Origin of the sequence: Niallia sp. FSL K6-0212, assembly GCF_038007605.1 — a bacterium.
GTDB classification, from domain to species: Bacteria; Bacillota; Bacilli; order Bacillales; family Cytobacillaceae; genus Niallia; species Niallia circulans.
Genome location: NZ_JBBOXL010000001.1, coordinates 3,697,505 through 3,716,331, shown reverse-complemented (window position 1 = coordinate 3,716,331; position 18,827 = coordinate 3,697,505). Strand labels below are relative to the sequence as shown.

The 18,827-nt window shown below is 35.3% G+C and carries 17 protein-coding genes; 2 read left to right on the top strand and 15 right to left on the bottom strand.

Annotated elements, in window-relative coordinates; all coding sequences use genetic code 11:
* Positions 1-58: 58 nt before the first annotated feature.
* The 4 genes from MHH96_RS17665 to MHH96_RS17650 all read right to left on the bottom strand — a co-directional run bounded on the left by MHH96_RS17665 (position 59) and on the right by MHH96_RS17650 (position 3,110).
* On the bottom strand, positions 59-1,012 hold the full coding sequence (locus MHH96_RS17665; RefSeq protein WP_047943452.1) for a tyrosine-type recombinase/integrase: 954 nt from the start codon (positions 1,010-1,012) through the stop codon (positions 59-61).
* Between the two features lie 208 nt (positions 1,013-1,220).
* A complete protein-coding gene (locus MHH96_RS17660) occupies positions 1,221-1,874 on the bottom strand; it encodes an ABC-2 transporter permease (protein WP_047943451.1) in 654 nt (217 codons plus the stop codon).
* Entirely contained in the window at positions 1,858-2,733 is an 876-nt protein-coding gene (locus MHH96_RS17655) for an ABC transporter ATP-binding protein (RefSeq protein WP_047943450.1), read from the bottom strand. Before MHH96_RS17655 ends, MHH96_RS17660 begins: the two co-directional genes overlap by 17 nt.
* Positions 2,734-2,738: 5 nt before the next feature.
* Positions 2,739-3,110 (bottom strand): GntR family transcriptional regulator, encoded by a 372-nt coding sequence (locus tag MHH96_RS17650; protein ID WP_047943449.1) that lies wholly within the window; start codon positions 3,108-3,110, stop codon positions 2,739-2,741.
* 167 nt (positions 3,111-3,277) lie between these two features.
* Here MHH96_RS17650 and MHH96_RS17645 point away from each other — a divergent pair, with 167 nt between their 5' ends.
* Positions 3,278-3,505, top strand: coding sequence for a DUF2533 family protein (locus MHH96_RS17645; protein WP_235844489.1), 228 nt, complete (start codon positions 3,278-3,280; stop codon positions 3,503-3,505).
* A gap of 60 nt (positions 3,506-3,565) precedes the next feature.
* Here MHH96_RS17645 and lepB read toward each other — a convergent pair whose 3' ends face one another.
* The 3 genes from lepB to MHH96_RS17630 form a co-directional block, all read right to left on the bottom strand.
* Positions 3,566-4,045 (bottom strand): signal peptidase I, encoded by a 480-nt coding sequence (lepB, locus tag MHH96_RS17640; RefSeq protein ID WP_328282909.1) that lies wholly within the window; start codon positions 4,043-4,045, stop codon positions 3,566-3,568.
* Between the two features lie 86 nt (positions 4,046-4,131).
* Positions 4,132-4,656, bottom strand: coding sequence for a GNAT family N-acetyltransferase (locus MHH96_RS17635; RefSeq protein WP_047943447.1), 525 nt, complete (start codon positions 4,654-4,656; stop codon positions 4,132-4,134).
* Between the two features lie 100 nt (positions 4,657-4,756).
* Positions 4,757-5,656, bottom strand: a complete 900-nt coding sequence (locus MHH96_RS17630) for a DUF4349 domain-containing protein (protein WP_341117780.1) — start codon at positions 5,654-5,656, stop codon at positions 4,757-4,759.
* 258 nt (positions 5,657-5,914) lie between these two features.
* Between MHH96_RS17630 and MHH96_RS17625 the strand changes: the two genes are divergently transcribed.
* The gene (locus tag MHH96_RS17625; RefSeq protein WP_047943471.1) at positions 5,915-6,433 is read left to right on the top strand and encodes a ribonuclease H-like YkuK family protein; all 519 of its coding nucleotides are present in this window, start codon (positions 5,915-5,917) and stop codon (positions 6,431-6,433) included.
* Between the two features lie 46 nt (positions 6,434-6,479).
* Here MHH96_RS17625 and MHH96_RS17620 read toward each other — a convergent pair whose 3' ends face one another.
* The 8 genes from MHH96_RS17620 to gltB all read right to left on the bottom strand — a co-directional run bounded on the left by MHH96_RS17620 (position 6,480) and on the right by gltB (position 18,691).
* A complete protein-coding gene (locus MHH96_RS17620; RefSeq protein WP_047943445.1) occupies positions 6,480-7,253 on the bottom strand; it encodes a TerC family protein in 774 nt (257 codons plus the stop codon).
* Positions 7,254-7,356: 103 nt separating this feature from the next.
* Complete coding sequence (locus tag MHH96_RS17615) at positions 7,357-8,100, bottom strand: SDR family NAD(P)-dependent oxidoreductase (protein WP_047943444.1); 744 nt, start codon at positions 8,098-8,100, stop codon at positions 7,357-7,359.
* A gap of 60 nt (positions 8,101-8,160) precedes the next feature.
* Entirely contained in the window at positions 8,161-8,598 is a 438-nt protein-coding gene (locus tag MHH96_RS17610; RefSeq protein WP_047943443.1) for a peptidylprolyl isomerase, read from the bottom strand.
* A gap of 83 nt (positions 8,599-8,681) precedes the next feature.
* The gene (locus tag MHH96_RS17605; protein WP_061798825.1) at positions 8,682-9,341 is read right to left on the bottom strand and encodes a peptidylprolyl isomerase; all 660 of its coding nucleotides are present in this window, start codon (positions 9,339-9,341) and stop codon (positions 8,682-8,684) included.
* 125 nt (positions 9,342-9,466) lie between these two features.
* Complete coding sequence (locus MHH96_RS17600; protein ID WP_095320087.1) at positions 9,467-11,653, bottom strand: AAA domain-containing protein; 2,187 nt, start codon at positions 11,651-11,653, stop codon at positions 9,467-9,469.
* 88 nt (positions 11,654-11,741) lie between these two features.
* Positions 11,742-12,287 (bottom strand): HD domain-containing protein, encoded by a 546-nt coding sequence (locus MHH96_RS17595; protein ID WP_095257302.1) that lies wholly within the window; start codon positions 12,285-12,287, stop codon positions 11,742-11,744.
* Positions 12,288-12,628: 341 nt separating this feature from the next.
* Complete coding sequence (gene gltD / locus MHH96_RS17590; protein WP_061798832.1) at positions 12,629-14,122, bottom strand: glutamate synthase small subunit; 1,494 nt, start codon at positions 14,120-14,122, stop codon at positions 12,629-12,631.
* A gap of 15 nt (positions 14,123-14,137) precedes the next feature.
* On the bottom strand, positions 14,138-18,691 hold the full coding sequence (gene gltB, locus MHH96_RS17585; protein ID WP_341117777.1) for a glutamate synthase large subunit: 4,554 nt from the start codon (positions 18,689-18,691) through the stop codon (positions 14,138-14,140).
* Positions 18,692-18,827 lie beyond the last annotated feature (136 nt).

Here is an 18,827-nt window from a genome sequence, read left to right as displayed (position 1 = left end):
AATTGACCGATTATGAATCAGAATGCCAATCAGTTAACATAATAAAATTATGATAAACTCAAATGTATTCTGAAATTTCTAAGTCCATTGCTTTTTCTTTTTGCGAATCAGATACATGCGTATATTTCTGCGTTGTATTTAAATTAGTATGACCAAGCAGCTCTTGTACTGTTCGGATATCTCGTCCATCTCTAACTAAATGTGTCGCAAAACTATGTCGTAATTTATGACTAGAAATCCCTTTTTCTTTCCATTTTAATTCAGGATATTCTTTTCCCATTTGATCAATGATCCGCTCCGTTATTTCTTGAATACGTCTTCTGGAAATTCGCTTCCCTCTCCTTGAAATAAAGAGTGCATCTTCCTGTCCTTTCATGGGGAAAATCCTGTTTTCTTCTATATATAATTGTAATTCTTCCATTAACTTTTTCGGTAACGGAATATAGCGTGTTTTATTTCCCTTTCCCAGTACGTGAATTCCCCTGTTTTGATTAATGGACGACAGATTAAGAGAGTGTATTTCCATTACCCGTAATCCTGCAAACGCCATGAGTCCAAGGATGACTTTGTTCCGTCTTTGATGCTGCTTTTGGGATACCTTGCCAATCATCTCAAAAAATGATTTTAATTCGTCTTTTTCCAAGTAACTGGGTAGTTTTCCTTTTTGTTCTTTTGCGCTCTCCAAATCAAGGGCGGGATTTTTTTGGACAAGCTCATAATCTACTAAACATTTATAAAAAGAACGAATGGCAGTTAATCTTCTATTTCTCGAACTAGCAGAATTTGCGCGCTTAGTTTTTAGTTCGTTCATAAAAAGGGTAATCTGCAATTTTTTTACTGAAGTTAAGTCCATATATGCTTCTTTTTTCCGTGTAATAAATTCAAGGAATAAATAGATGTCCCGTAAATAATTTTCGATCGTAAATATACTGTAATCCTTATTATCCATTTCTGTTCGAAAAAGCGTTAACTCTTCTTCATACCAAGAAAGTAATGTCTCTTTTGCGATCATATGTATTGCCACCTAATCTATATAGTAATAATTCTAGTATACAATATTTCTTAAAAAACCGCACATAAGAGATATTATGCGCGGTAATGTTGAGAACTTAGTTAGAAGACATTTAAAACATGAATTACAGGTATTTGTTTAGATGCAAAATGCTAAATAAAAAAAGAACAGTACCTCTAAGTGTACTTGTTCTTCCTTTTCATTATAATTAAAATTCTCGCTTACTATAAAAGCTCAGAGAAATAAAATATGATATCACAAGAAGAATGATAAGTGGAATTAGCAGGATTAATCCCAGTTCTGCTTTTGATAATGTTGATAAACGAATCATCGTTTCTTGGATAAATTGATTATCTAGTTTTGCAAAATACTTCATTATACCAGTTGTTCCAAATACTATTACGAAAAGAAGAATAAAGTTAGCCATTTTGGCTTTTAAATAGCCAAATTTAAAAATCATAGGCAAAGAAATGGAAAAACATATAGTTACCATTATTGCTCCCCCTATGAGAATGATATAACTAAAAGGAACATCCAATGGAATGTGAAATAGTTTCACAAGAACATGGATGAGATAAAAGCCAATTGCTGCAAAAGCTGCATAAACATAGATGGACACATATTTTGATAATACAATGGTAGATAGTTTTATCGGAAGACTAATAAGAACTTTATCGCTGTTATTTTTATCTTCTAATGCACTAGCTCCTAGAAGGAGTTGATAAGTAATTGCTAGTATTCCAACCATTAATCCAACTTCTCCAAGACTGGAAAGAGAAACAGAAAAGAAACAGATTAATAATAGTGATAATGCTATTGATCTTTTTTGGATAAGAATGTCTTTTTTAATTAGATGATACATGCCCACCGCTCCTTCTTGTGTAAAACACCATAATATCTTCTAAAGTTGGCTTTTCATAGAAATAAGAAGTTCCAAATTGCTTTCTTACTTCTTCTTTGTTTTTACATAATGCTTCAAAACCAAAATCATTACTCTTTAAACTGATTAAATTTTTATTATGGATAATCTGTGTGCTATCTTTTCCTTTAACCATGGTATATTCTTCTAAAAGCTCATCCTTCGTTTTACTTAAAATGATTTGTCCATTATTAATTAATGTAATATAATCGGCAATTTTATCTAAGTCGGATGTTATGTGAGTTGAAAAAAAGATTGCCTTGTTTTCGTCTTGTATTAATGTTTGCAGTACATCTAACAATTCAGTCCGAACTAGTGGATCTAAACCAGAAGTTGGTTCATCCATAATTAAGAGTTCAGCTTGATGAGAAAGAGCGATGGCTAATGAGAATTTCATTTTCATCCCTTTTGACAGCTCGTTGATTTTTTTATCCATAGGTAGTGAAAAATCTTTTACATATTTATTGAATGTACTTTCTTCCCATTGAGAATAAAATGGGCGGATGATATTCTTCATTTCTTTTATTGTTAACTCTTCATAAAAGTGATTGTCATCATAAACAAAGCCAATTCTCTCTTTAATTTTCATACTATGTTTTTCATTGTCTAAACCAAAGACTTTTATCATGCCGCTATCTTTTTTGATTAAATTCATGATTAGTTTGATTGTTGTGCTTTTTCCAGCCCCATTTGGACCAATAAACCCCATTATAAATCCTTTTTTTAAGGTAATATTAATCGTATCTAAAGAAAAACCTTGTCGGTTCTTGGATACATTGATAAGTTCTAATGTGTTTTCCACTGTGCTCATCCTTTATAAATAATTTTTAATATTTCTTGTAATTCTTCTAATGTTAACCCAATTAGTTTAGCTGTGCTGCTGGCTTCTGTTAAATGTTCTTCGATTGTTTTCAACTTGTTTTCACGAAGTATTTCTTTGTTTATTGCTGCAACATATGACCCTTTTCCAGCGACTGTAACAATAAAACCGTCTTTTTCAAGTTCATCATAGGCTCTTTTGGTTGTAATAACGCTAATTTTCAGTTCTTTTGCAAGACTTCTAATAGAAGGAAGAGATTGTGTTTCTTTTAGTTCACCTGCTACTATTTGCTCTTTTATTTGCTTTACTATTTGCAAATAAATAGGTTCCTCAGAGGAATTGGAGATAAAAATATTCATTAGAAACACCTTTCAACTGTTATATCTGTATATAGTCAGTATATACAGATATAACAGTAGTGTCAACCCTCATAATTAGACAAGTTTTTAGTCTATCATAATAATATTATGTAAACAAATTATTTCTTCTATTTTTAGCATTTAGTATCTAAGATAATATACAAAACATGCAGGAACTACATGGGGAAAAAGTAAATTCACGCGTGAATCAATTTAAACAATTAGACCAACGTCGCGAGTCTTTTATTGAAGAGGCAATTATACTTTGCAAAACTGGAGAGTCTTTTTCAGTTAAACAAATAAATGAAGTTACAGAGCGAATAAACGAATTAGCAAGACATGGTGTCATTCAATTAGCGAAAATGTTACATAAGCAATGGTATGTGAATTTGTAAATCGTAATAAAAAAACAGTTCTGGACGTGAGCTCATATCCAAGACTGTTTTTTTTATTAATTAATAATTTTCCATAACAGGATAAAATCGAAAAACAGCTTTCCCGACAACAGCATCCTCTGATATACAACCAAGCTGTCTACTATCCATACTATTTTGCCTATTATCCCCTAATACAAATAGATGCCCTTTAGGTACTGTAACTTTAAGATTTTCCGTCAATCTCTGATTAGGAAGTAAATGCTTCTTTTTCTCTTGAAGATATGGTTCGTCATATTTTTCGCCATTAATATAAAGTGTATCATCATAAATTTCAATCGTATCATCAGGTAAGCCGATTACTCTTTTTATATAATCTTCTTTTTCTATTGGTGAATGAAAGACGATGGTATCAAAATGCTTGATTTGGCCAACTTTAGAGACAATCACTCTATCTTGATTTTCATATGTTGGCTGCATGGATTGTCCTATTACCTTAACAGGGGCAAAAATAAAGTTACGGCAAATAAACACAAATATTAATGCGCTAATAAGTGCAATAATCCACGACTTTAGCTCTCTTTGAAAAGCTGATTTCTTATTAATATTGCTTCCCTCTTTTCTCTTTAAAAAATAGTTGGTTCTATTTAGGTCACCATTTTATACATTAAAATATCATCTATATATTCATTTTCTGACAGTTTGATTTCTTTTATTTTGCGACCTTCTTCTATAAATCCCATACAAGTATATAAAGAAATAGCCCTAGTATTTGTTGAGAAAACACCTAAGCTAACTTTTTCAATCAGCGGATTTTCTTTTGCCCAAGCTAGTAGTGCTTTCATAAGTAATTTTCCTATTCCTTTACTTCTATACTTTTTACTTATCATCATCCCAAATGACCCTGTGTGATTAAGTCTTTGTCTATTTTTTGTTTGAAAGACAATAAAGCCAATTACTTTATTGGTTTCTTCCGCAATTAGGATAGTTTCTCTCTCATTATGCAATATTTTAGCGACCCATGCCTGCTGCTCTTCCAGTGTTTGATTATACTCTTCGATAGTAGTTATCAGATAATCTTCTTCGGCAATCACAGATTGCTGAATAGCAAAAATTGCTTCTGCATCTTCCAGTTTCGCATGGCGGATAAGATATTGATCTGCTGATTTCAATTTCTTTAGCCACTCCTTAATAAATATGAATGTGATGATATTAATAGATTAAACTCCCACTGAAGGAATTTAATTCCATTATAGCATAGCCACGATAAAATTACTCTGACCTGTTTTTCTTTTTTCTATATATAATCCAAGCTATTACAATAACTACAACTGGAATTAAAATTGGTGATAATCCAACAATCATCACGATGACACTTGAAAGGAAGGAAATTAACCCGTTAATCGTGCTCACGAATTGACTTTTTGTTTTTTCCCATGTATTTAAAGACTCTTTATCTTGAATAGAACCCACTTTTACTAACTCTTCTTCCAGTTGAATCGTGACAGTCGAATAGTCTACGTTATTTTTTAAGTATTTCATTCTCCCTAATATTTGTTCTTTTTCTGCCTGCACAGTTGCAAGATCATTTGATATTTTAAGAAGGTCTTCCGTTTTTTCTGCTTGTTCCATTAAAGCTAATAGCCTTTTTTCCACTGCTTCCTTAGCTTTTAGCCGGGATTCCAAATCAACATATTCTTCAGTCACATCGTTACCAGTGATACTCTTCTCTGTAACTTTAATGCTTTTCTTTTCGATATCGTTTAAGTAGGTTTGGAAATGTTTTTGAGGAATTTTTACGATAATAGTCCCATTTATATAATCTGTGCCACTATCATAAATGGACGATTCCACTACATACCCGCCTAGCTCGGCTGCTTTTGACTGGATATGCTTCTCTACGTTGTGATAGTCTTTCACCTTTAAGGATAGATTCCCATTATAAATAACTAATCGGTCATTATTACTAATTGCTTGACCGCTATTTTCTTTTACCGTTTTACTATCTGTTGCGGGTATTTCTCCTATTTCATTCTGGGCATCGATGACATTGGAATCAGCCTTTTCATAATCTCTGCTATCCGCTGCTTTATCTTCGGAATTTTGTGAGCAGCCAGTTAATAATAATAGAAATAATAACGACCAATTTAATATAATTAGAAATTTTTTCATTTTTTTCCTCCTGCGTTTTGTTAATGATTAGACGGATAAGAAGAAATTAAGTTTCAGTTTAGTTCTATTTTTTTATTATAAAACTCATTATTAAGTTCATCTAAAAAAAGACCATTTTTTACACCAATTCAGTATTTTTTGTATACGATAATACAAATTTAGTTACAGGGATAAATCCATTTGATTATCATACAATGTTATAAAAGTGGTGGAAATAACGTTTATACGGAGGGATTCTTTGTGGAGTTAGACAGGCATATGGAAATGACTTTTCAAAACTTACAAGAGAAAAATATGACCTTTGATATCGTTTTTCAGCGTATCCTTGCTTTTATGTCTAGAAGTCCTTCGGGAAATTATCAATTAATGATTGGTACAGATTCACAAGTGCATACCAAACATACGAAGTTTATTACTGGAATAGTCATTATGAATAAAGGAAAAGGTGCTTGGGCCTGTATTAGAAAAGTGATCATACCAAGGAAGATTTTAAGACTTCATGAGAAAATCTCCTATGAGACAACACTAACAGAAGAGGTAGTTAGTCTGTTCACAGAGGATAGGAAAAACCAATTAATTGATGTTGTCCTCCCTTTTGTTTATCAAGGAGCAACTTTCTCGATAGAGGGACATATAGATATTGGAGCAGGCAGAAGAAATAAAACAAGTGAATTTGTCAATGAAATGGTAGCAAGAATGGAGTCAATAGGTATCGAACCAAAAATTAAGCCTGATTCATTTGTTGCTTCATCCTATGCTAATAAGTATACGAAATAATTAAATAAAAAAAAACCTGTCCACAAACGGAACAGGTAAAATACATTTATTTTTCTTTTGAAGAAGCAACTTCTTCAGAAACCTTTTTATTTTTGTTAATAAAATGAATGATAAATGTGATAATAAACGCAGCAATTAGAATCCCAAAAAATACATAGTGATCTAATTCATATCCAAAAATGCTAGCAAACATCTTTACCGCGATTATCCCAATTAATACAAAGGCGGTATTCTCTAATTCTGGAACTTTTTCAATGAGAACTAAGAATAATTTGGCAACAGTTCTCATCATTAAAATACCGAGCATTCCACCAATCAGTAGAATCCAGATTTCATTTGAAACAGCCAAAGATGCTAATATGCTGTCAACCGAAAAGGCTAAATCCATTAATTCTACGGAGATAACAGTTGCCCAGAATACTCCGAACAATCTTATTGTCCAACTGTCTTTCTTCATCGCTGAGGAATCTTCATCTTCCTCACCAAGCCAGAAATGCTTAATTACAATCCATGCTAAGTATGCTGCTCCAACTACTTTTATCCAGGTAAAATGGATTAAGTAAACACCAATTCCAATAAAGAAGAAACGGAAAAAATAGGCTCCGAATAAACCATATGTCAATGCTTTTTTTTGTTTATCTGGCGGTAAATGTTTTACCATTACTGCTAATACGAGCGCATTATCTGCTGATAATAAGCCTTCTAAAATGACTAACGATCCGATTAATCCCCATGATACTGGATCTGTTAATACTTCTGCCCACATCTTCCAATCAAAAAATGAAGCATAGGTTGATAATATCTGATGTAAAACGTCCACTTAATGAGCCTCCATTATTATATGTAATCATATGGAAGCTATTATACTCCTATCATTTTCAGATAGCAACTGTAATAAAGCAAAGAAGAAAAAATACCTTCTATTATTCTTCATAAATCATTTTTACTGTCATACCACCGTCTACCATAAGATTCGTTCCTGTAATAAAATCATTTTGCGGATTTGTGAGGAAAAGGCATGCTCTCGCAATATCCTCAGGTTTACCTACTCTTTTTGATAGATGCTGTTCATGATCGCTTTCTCGCAGATTTTCATAATCTTTCGTTTCGATCCAGCCTGGTGATATGCTGTTAACTGTTATATGTGCATCAGCTAAACTATTTGCCAAAGCATGAGTAATAGCCATAATTCCACCTTTGCTAGCACTATAGCTTTCTGTATTAGGTTCCGACATATAGGCTCTGCTAGATGACATGTTAATAATCGACCCTTTTGCGCCTTGAGTTCGCATGATTTTTGCGACTTCTCTTGAACAAAGAAACACGCTGCGGAGATTCGTATTTATCACATCATCCCATTCTTCTATCGTTAAATCGTAAAATGATTTAAAAATGCCTTTACCGGCGTTATTAATTAAGATATCAATCTTTCCAAATTTCGCTTGTGTTGTCTCAACCATTTGAATGATATCTGCTTCGTTTCGAACATCGGTTTTTATAAAAATTGCTCTCTCTTTTTGCTCTATAGAATCAAGTACATGTTTTCCTTGCTCTTCATCTATATCAGCTAGGATAACATAGGCATCTTCTTGCAAATAAGCTTTTGCAATTGCTTTGCCAATACCATTACTAGCGCCAGTTACAATGACAACTTTATCTTTGTACATTCTAATCACCAACCATTCATATAAAAAAGCAAGCCAATTTCTCAGCCTGCCTTGTTGTATTTATTCTTCAGTGATTTCCACTTTTTCCATAACATCGCCATTTTTCATTGCTTTTACAGCAGCAATACCGGACGTAACTTGTCCAAATACTGTATGAACACCATCTAAATGCGGTTGTGGCTCATGTACGATAAAGAATTGGCTTCCGCCTGTATCACGGCCAGCGTGTGCCATAGAAAGAGCTCCTTCCACATGTTTGTGAGGGTTTCCTTCTGTTTCACATTTGATTGTGTATCCAGGTCCTCCTGTTCCATTTCCATTTGGATCGCCGCCTTGGCTGACGAAACCAGGAATTACACGGTGGAATGTTAAACCGTTATAGAAACCTTTTTTAATTAGTTCCACAAAGTTAGCTACTGTTCCAGGAGCTTCGTTTGGATATAATTCGAATTCAATTTTTTCACCATTTTGCATTAATATGTATCCTTTAGTTGCCATGATCAACATCTCCTTATTTCAAAATCAGCTTTTATCATATCATCTTTTCGGAAAGAAAGAAAATATTACGTTCCTTTTATCCATTATTCTTTTAATTTCTTTGGTTCTTCATAATCGATACCTTTTGTATCTACAGTAATTTGTTTCATTTTTATCTCTTCTACTGGTTTATCATTCTTATCTCTTTTTGAAGAGACTATTTTATCGACGACATCCATGCCTTCTATCACTTTCCCGAACGGGGCGTATTCTCCATCCAAATGAGGGGCGTCTGCAACCATAATGAAGAATTGTGACCCAGCAGAATCAGGCAGTTGAGATCTTGCCATGCTAATTACGCCTCTTTCGTGCTTTAAGTCATTTTCAAACCCATTCTCTGAAAATTCCCCTTTGATCGAATAGCCAGGACCGCCTGTTCCATTTCCATTGGGGTCACCGCCTTGGATCATAAAATCAGGAATAATTCGATGGAAAATTAATCCATCGTAAAAGCCTTTATTTACTAATGATACGAAATTATTGACTGTATTAGGGGCTTTATCGGGATAAAGTTCTAATGTAATAGTCGAATTATCTTCCATCGTAATCGTTACAATAGGATAGTCGTCTGGTGAAATCACTTTTGCTTGTGTTGTATTTTCTTCTTTTGATGGCTCACTTTTCGTTGTGCCACAGCCTGACAGTAGTAAAAGAAGGACTAAACTCAAGAAAAATACTATACCACCTGTTTGTTTTCTACTCAAATAACATCATCTCCTCTGTATGGATTCTTTCCTATTTTAACGAAAACGTTTTTGTTTGTACAATGAATAACTGATAATAGCTAAAGAAAGAGCATTATCCCAAATCTCCGGATAATGCTTTTTATTCATGATATATATTTTAATAGATAACTAGCTAAAGAAGGAGAATGTATACGCACTGCTAGTGAAGGAGGAGTACTCCCATTCACTAATTCGGACGGTAAGCCAAACCAAATAACTTTTTCATCAATAATAATGAAAGGAAACGGTATATCAGGAGCTGAACCAATACTCCTTCTATTGAGAAGTTGTTTCCATTGTTGTTTTAATATCTCCTTCTGTTTTGGAAAAGAGGCTATTATTGTATGGTTGGAACGCTTGATATCTTTTTCTAGTAATTCTACTCTTTGTGCGTGCGTCCAGTATAGTTTTGGATTCTTCTTTTGAATCCACTCGCCAATTTGTTGGTTGGTTACCACTTTATTGAATGCTTCTTGATGGTTGACAAGCTGTCGAATCGTTTTCTTCCTATCTATTTTTGTTTTTATATAATTTCTGTTTGCTATATGAATAAATTTCCCTTTTGCCCTGCTGATCGCCACATTTATTAACCGTTCGCTTTCTTTGCCGGTTAAAAGGATTCCAGGCTTCAAAAATGCCTCTCCTTCTACACTATCAAAGATGATTATATCTCTTTCGCTTCCTTGAAAACGATGGACTGTAGCGATAATAAGCCGTTTTTCTATGATGGCTTCTGGGAAAAATTCTGATGCCATTGCTTCCATTATTTCCGCCTGTGCTCGATATGGAGTAACGTAGCCGATACTCGTTGTTCCTTTTTCATTTAAAGCTTCATTTATAACTTGCAGAGCTAATAATAGATGGATATAATTCATACGTGATTTCGAAGCTCTCTCAAATGTGGCATATGCGCCAAATTGACTCGAATCTAATAAAATATTCGCCTCTCCTTGGAAAGGTAGTTTTTCTGCGATTGCTTTTCTGTTTCTTTCCACCTTCTTATGATCGCCTACCAGAGAATGATATATATATTTATTGGTAAATTGAGAGATGCTTGGATGCATCCTTCTTTGTTCGTTTAATAACAAAAGCTGAGGATGAAGCGATGAACTATGAACCGTTTCGGCAACGCCTGTCGCGTGGAATACGTCTTCTTTTAACCATTTATCTACTAAAGCATGACGGCTAGTTGCGATAGGAGGTAACTGTTTAAAATCTCCACAAATAATGATTCTTTTTGCTAGTGATGCAGAAAAAGCGACTTGTGGAATATATGCCATGCTCGCCTCATCTACTATTACTAAATCGTATTCATCTTCATAAATGGCTGGATCTGTGGCAGCTTTTACTATTGTCGTGCCAACAATTTTTGCTTTTTGTACAAATTGCAGTTCCCTTTTTCTGATTTTTTCCATCACATTTGCTAATTTCTCTTCCATCTCTAATAACTGAGCAGAATCTCTTGTTGTAAACGAATAAGAAAGGTCTTGTTTAAGTTTTAGTTTTTCTTCAAAAAAATACTGTTTTTGCTTGGCAAGATCCATATCCTTTTTATCTAATAAGGAACTTGTTGTAATTTTTTCTTGTTCAAGTGATGCATTATTGCTATTTCCCCCATAGCGAAGGATATCCCCTATTTTAAATCGGTCCTTTTCTTTAATCGTTGTCGTTATTTCCGTGAGTAGAACATCTACAGCCTGGTTACTTTGTGCTAAGAGTAAAATCCTCTTACCTTTCCAATAACGTTGTAGAGCAACTCTAGCTAATGTGTATGTTTTTCCTGTTCCAGGCGGCCCCCACACAAAGGAGACGGGGTTATATTTGCATCTTAAAGAGAGCTCATGAACATGATTTTTCAGTTGCTCACTTGGGTGCTTTGTTTCTTCACTAGGTTGCATTAATTTAACGATTCTACTAAGCTTACGTTTATTTTTTTTAATAGTATCAAAACGGATTTGCAGCTGTTCTAATAGCTCCCAAGGATCATGGGATAAATATGCTTCTGAGACATCCTCACCAATCGCCTTTTCCAAAATAATAAGAAGGCTCTTGCCATCTGCCGATAATACTCTCCCCCTTACAGCCTGACTCCCCCAGTGAATCATTACATTTGATCCAATTGGAACCTTTAGATTGCTGATGCTTTCAAAATAATACGTAAAGTCATTTTCTGTGTTTAGGCGAATTCCATTATATAAAGCAACTTTCGATTGCCCGTATTTTTTTAAATGATTGATCTCGATTTGTAGTGCTTGCTGCCATTGTTTAATGGTAGTGATAATGTTTGTCATTTTCTCCTTTAATTCCTTTTCTAAAAAAGTCGATTTTTCTATTATAGCATTTAAAAGAAAAGAAGAATAGAAACAGGGAAATCCAGTTCTATCCTTCTAGTTCTTTGCTATTCTTCGTTTGCTGTTCTATATATTCATCAATTTTTGCATCTAATCGTTCTAAACTCTTTATTGCCCTTTCCTTCGTTATCGTACGATAGTGATGATGTCCCCCAGGCTCCTCGTCCTTTTCATCAGCTAGTTTAACAATTTTTTGTAAGGGGGTTAAAATCACTGAACCACCAGGAATGAAACTATCTGTATGGAAAAGAACGGCTAAAGCTATTTCTTTTGCTTTAATTGGATTTTCTCCTAAGCGGATTAATAATTTATGTGCTCTTTCCGCCCCTTTTATTGGATGAATGTCATTTTGCCTATATAATTTATAATCCCATTTTCCATCTTTATACCACGTATAGTGTCCCATGTCATGTAAAAATCCGGCTTTAGCTGCATTATCGACATCGACATTTGATTCTTTTGCCATTTCAAAAGCATGATAAGCAACTGCCAGAGCATGAGCTAAACCTGAACGTGTAATATATTTTTGTGCAATATGATGATTATATATATCGAGAAGTTTAACGTCTCTCATCTCCGACACTTCCTTTCTTTATAAACAATCACACTCTATATTGAGAGAGCATTTGATAAACTTTATTTGCTTTATCCTACCCTTATTAAGCCGTTTAAAAAAGTATTTTTCCTATTATATTATATTTTTTGTAAAATGATAATAAAAAACACTTGAAATAGCTAAATGGCTTAGATTATAAGTCGGTTATGAATAATTTTATTGAAATTTTTGTTTTGAATTTTTATAATATTTTGAATGCGTAAAATTTGCTTCTTTTGTAAAAGAGATTTTATAGGTTAGATATTAGCGTATATAGAAAAAAAGATGTGATATCTCGCTAATCACATCTTTTTTCTCGTTTATGCATTTACAGTAGGTAAAATGGAGGCGCCCATTAAGTATTCGTCAACTTTTCTAGCAACTTCTCTGCCTTCGTTAATTGCCCATACGATCAAGCTTTGCCCTCTGCGTGCATCACCAGCCGCAAATACACCTTCCAAATTCGTTGTAAAATCGCCATATACCGCCGCAACTTTACGACTTGTAGTTTCCAGTCCGAAATGTTTTAGTACTGGTTGTTCAGGACCTTCAAAGCCGATCGCAATAAATACTAACTGTGCTGGCCAAACTTTTTCCGTACCAGGAATTTCTTTGAAAATAAACGTTCCATCTGCTTGCTTTATTTTTTCCATGGAAACAGTATGAAGCTCTTTTAGCTTTCCGTCGCTATCTTTTACCATTCTTTTTGTTTGAATTCCATATTGTCTTGGATCTTCACCAAACTTTTGTTCAGCTTCTTCGTAAGCATATTCTAATGTGAATACATTAGGCGCTGCCGGCCACATATTTTCACTTGAGCGCATTATCCCAAGCTTTGGATGCTTCCCAAATTGAACTACACTTTTACAGTTCTGACGTAATGCAGTTGCTACACAATCTGCTCCTGTATCGCCGCCGCCGATAACGATGACATCTTTTCCTGCTGCATCGATGAAGTTTTTATCTTGAAAATTGGAATCTAGTAGACTTTTGGTAACACCTGTTAGATAGTCCATTGCAAAATGAACACCCTCTGCATCTCTGCCTTCCATAACTAAATCTCTTTGTTTCTGGGCACCAGTACATAGAATAACAGCATCATACTGTTCTCTTAATTCTGAAGCTGTTATATCTTTCCCTACTTCGGTATTGGTAATAAAATCAATCCCTTCTTGTGTAAGTAGTTTCACTCTTCTTTCCACATCTTTTTTGTCAATTTTCATATTGGGTATCCCATACATTAATAATCCGCCTGGTCTATCTGCACGTTCATACACAGTTACAGAATGGCCTGCTTGATTTAACTGATCTGCACTAGCTAGCCCTGCTGGTCCTGAACCAATAATGGCTACTTTTTTTCCTGTTCTCTTCGCAGGTATCCGCGGTTGGATCCAACCCTGTTCAAATCCCTTATCAATAATAGTGCGTTCAATATTTTTAATCGCAACAGCTGGATCTGAAATCGCTACAGTACAGGAACCTTCGCAAGGAGCTGGACAAGCACTTCCAGTGAATTCTGGGAAATTATTTGTTTTCAATAAACGATCTAATGCCTCTTTCCATCTTCCTCTATAAACTAAATCGTTCCATTCAGGGATTAAGTTATGGATTGGACAGCCGGATGTACTTCCCGCAATTTCCATCCCGATATGACAGAATGGTGTTGCACAGTCCATACATCTCGCCCCTTGTCTTTGTAGTACTTCATCAGAGAAAGGAGCAGAATACTTTTTGAAATCTTTTAGACGGGAAAGCGGATTTCTTTCTTCCGCTTCCTCCCGATTATATTCGATAAATCCAGTTGCTTTTCCCATTCTGTTCTCTCCTTTCTACTGCACTAATACGGTAATTTTATTTGCTTGTTTTTTTTTGTCTTGATTGGAATTATTCGCAAAAGCTTCCATTGCGGCATCTTCTTCTGATAAGCCATTTTCAAGTCCCTTTTGAATATTGGCAATCATTCGCTTATAATCTTTCGGTATAACTTTGACAAACCGTTGAACGAATTTATCCCAATTAACAAGTACCTGTTGACCTGCTAAACTACCTGTTAATTCAATATGCTTTTCAATAAGTCCTTTTATTCTCTCTATTTCTGCTCGTTCTTCTAATTGTTCAAAGATTATCATTTCCTTATTACACATTGCTTTAAATTGCTCTGCATCTTTCGGTAAAACATAGGCAACTCCACCTGACATACCTGCAGCAAAGTTCTTCCCTACTTCCCCTAAAATAACAACTTCTCCTCCAGTCATGTATTCTAAGCCATGATCACCAATACCTTCAACTACAACACTTGCACCACTGTTACGAACTGCAAATCTTTCTCCCGCTTTTCCGTTAATAAACGCTTCGCCGCTTGTCGCACCGTAAAATGCTACGTTTCCGATGATAACATTCTCATTCGCAACAATTGAATTGTCTGCGGGTACCTTTGCCACAATTCTACCTCCAGAGAGTCCCTTGCCAATATAATCATTTGCATCACCTGTTAAATACAGGCTCATGCCTTTGGGAATAAAAGCACCGAAGCTTTGACCTGCTGAACCTGTGAAATGTAAATTGATTGTATTGTCAGGAAGTCCTTCTTCGCCATATAGTTTCGATATTTCGCTACCAACAATTGTACCAGTTACACGATTAGTATTTTGGATACTAAAATGCAAATGCAGCGCTTCTTTATTAATAATAGCTTTTTGAACTGCTGGAAGTATTTTTTGAATATCTAAACTTTCATCAATTTTATGATTTTGTGGTGTTTCAAACGTTCTTGGTCCATCGACTTGATATAATAGTTTCGATAAGTTTAAATCTTTTGCTTTCCAATGCGATTGCGCCTGTTTACTTACTTTTAGCACATCTGTTCTTCCAACCATTTCTTCTACTGTGCGGAATCCTAATTGTGCCATTAGTTCACGTACTTCCTCTGCAACAAAACGCATGAAATTGACAATATGATCTGGATCTCCAGCAAATTTATAGCGCAATTCTGGATTTTGGGTGGCGATACCCACTGGACATGTATCCAAATGACAAGCTCGCATCATCACACATCCCATTACAATAAGAGGAGCTGTAGCAAAGCCAAATTCCTCGGCTCCCATAAGAGCTGCAAGTACAACATCTTTTCCTGTCATCAGCTTACCATCTGTTTCTAAAACGACACGATTTCGTAAACCATTTAGCATCAGGGTCTGATGTGCCTCTGCTAAGCCTAATTCCCATGGCAGACCTGTGTGTTTAATACTTGTTTTTGGAGAAGCACCTGTACCTCCATCATATCCACTTACAACTATTACATCAGCAGCCCCCTTTGCAACACCAGCAGCGATGGTACCAATTCCGCCTTTTGAAACTAATTTTACTGAAATTCGCGCATCTCTATTGGCGTTTTTCAGGTCGTGAATGAGTTGTGCTAAATCCTCAATAGAATAAATATCATGATGCGGCGGTGGGGAAATTAATCCAACGCCTGGTGTAGAACCGCGAACTTCGGCAACCCATGGATATACTTTATTCCCTGGCAATTGACCTCCTTCACCCGGCTTTGCTCCTTGAGCCATTTTAATTTGTAATTCTTTCGCGTTTATTAAATAATGGCTCTTAACTCCAAAACGTCCAGAAGCTATCTGCTTAATATTACTTCTTCTGTTATCGCCATTTTCATCTATCATATATCGAGAAGGATCTTCTCCGCCTTCACCACTATTACTGCTGGCACCTAATCTGTTCATGGCAATCGCTAATGTTTCATGTGCTTCTTTACTTAAAGAACCGAAGGACATTGCACCTGTCTTAAATCGTTTTACGATAGATTCTACTGATTCCACTTCCTTAATATCGATAGGCTGTCGTGCTGAATCAAATGCAAATAAATTTCGTAAAAAACTCATGCTTTCTTCATTTGCAGCCTCAGAAAACTGTTTAAATAAGGAATAATCGCCTTTACGGCATGCCCATTGTAAGGTGTGGATTGTTTTCGGATTAAAAGCATGATGTTCTCCGCCTTTTCTCCATTGAAACTCACTTCCAGAATCTAATGTGTCGTCCATCCCATCTTGATAACCTAATTCATGTCTTTTCGTTGCTTCTTCAGCAATAATCTCTAAACCAATACCGCCAAGCTGTGAAACAGTTCCAGTAAAATAACGGTCGATAACTTCTTCGCCGATACCGACAGCTTCAAAAATTTGTGCGCCTCGGTAGCTTTGGACAGTAGAAATACCCATTTTAGACATTACTTTTACAACACCTTCTGTAATGACTGTATTATATCTTGCTACTGCTTCTTCATAGGAAAGGGTCAGCACCCCATCTTTGATTGCTTGATTGTAGGTTGCGTATACTAAATAGGGATTAATTGCATCAGCTCCAAAACCTATTAAACTTGCAAAATGATGAACTTCCCTTACTTCACCAGACTCTACGATAATACTTGCTTTCGTCCGCAGACCTTTCTTAATTAAAACCTGATGTAAAGCACTGACAGCTAATAAAACGGGAATCGCTTTATCTTCTCGTTTCATTGCACGGTCAGAAAGAATAAGTAAGGACACACCTTGTGCAATTGCTTCTTCTGCCTTTTGCACGAGCTGATTTAAACTGCTTTCTAAATCATCTGTAAACAAACTATCTAGTGTTCGTGCTGTAAATTCAGTAAATGTATGAGATCGTAATTGTTCTACATCACTATTTGATAATATTGGTGTTTTCAATTGGATTCTATGACAATTACTTGCATCAGGATGTAACAAATCACCTTCAGCACCTAACCAAGTTAAAGTTGATGTAACCAAATGTTCCCGAATAGCATCAATTGGAGGGTTAGTTACTTGTGCAAATAGTTGTTTAAAATAATTAAATAAAGATTGCGGCTTATTAGACAAGACAGCAAGCGGCGTATCATTTCCCATCGATCCAATCGGGTCTTTGCCCTCCAACACAACTGGAAGCAGATTTTTTTGGACATCTTCATACGTATAGCCAAATGCTTTCTGCCTTGCAAGTAAATCGGGAAAGTCTTCTGCTTTTTCTTCTGCATTCTCCTCTAGTCGAATAACTTCATCTAACCACTCATCATAAGGATGTGCCGAAGCAATAGTATTTTTTAATTCTTCGTCTGAAACAATACGGCCTTCTTCAAGATCAATTAATAGCATTTTCCCAGGACTTAAACGCTCTTTATAGAGAATATTCTCTTCTTCGACTGGAACAACTCCCACTTCTGAAGAAAAAACAATATAATTATCTTTCGTTACATAATATCTTGCTGGACGCAAACCATTACGATCCAATATAGCACCAATTTGTTTACCGTCCGTAAAGGTGATTGCCATTGGGCCATCCCATGGCTCCATTAAGCTACTATGATATTCATAAAAATCTCTTTTCGCCTTTGAAATATGGGGATTCTCAGTCCAAGGCTCTGGGATCATCATCATAGCTGCATGAGCAGGTGTGCGTCCAGATAAGATAAAGAATTCAAGTGCATTATCGAATACAGAAGAATCACTACCATTTGCATCTAATATCGGCAGTACCTTTTGCAAATCCTCTCCAAAAACTTCTGATACAAATTGCTGCTCTCTTGCTTTCATCCAGTTGAAATTTCCTCGTAATGTATTAATTTCTCCGTTATGAATTAAGTAACGGTTTGGATGTGCTCTTTCCCAGCTAGGAAAAGTATTTGTGCTAAAGCGGGAATGAACAATAGCAAATGCGGATACAAAAGCCGGATCCTGCACATCTAAATAAAAGCTTTCGACTTGGTCTGATGTGAGAAGTCCTTTATAAACAATGGTGCTAGATGACAAACTTGCGAAATAAAATTCTTTTTCTTCTGCTCTTCCCCAATTTTCAGCAAGTTTACGGATAATATATAATTTTCGCTCAAAAACTAATTTATCTTTGTTTTCTATGCTTGATTGAATGAATACTTGACGGACAATCGGACAACTTTCTTGTGCGACTTTTCCGATTTTTCTGAAATCTGTCGGTACAGTTCTCCAGCCAATAAGTTCTTGACCCATTTCTTTAATATATTCGTTAATTTTTGCTTCGATTATTTCTCTGTGAGGATCATCTTTGGAAAAAAAGATCATTCCTACCGCGTATTTACCGCTTTCGGGAAGATTGAATTCCTTAAGTTCTTTTCGAAAAAAGGTATCAGGTATTTGAACCATTAATCCAGCTCCGTCTCCTGTTAAAGGATCGCTTCCTTGTCCGCCGCGATGATCCAATTTACAAAGCATACTTAAACCTTTTTTCACAATGTCATGCGTCGCTTCCCCTTTTATATGAGCGTACAGTCCGATTCCACATGCATCATGTTCAAATTCCGGTCTATATAAGCCCTGTGCCTTTTCCATTTGGTTGTACGTCATTTCAACCACCCCTGTCAGATTTTCTAACAAATTTTTTTATTCAGATAATTTAATTATACTATACAAATTCATATGTACAATATATCATTTAGATAGAACTAATCTAAAAAAGAGATTATTATAAAGAAGGTCGGTA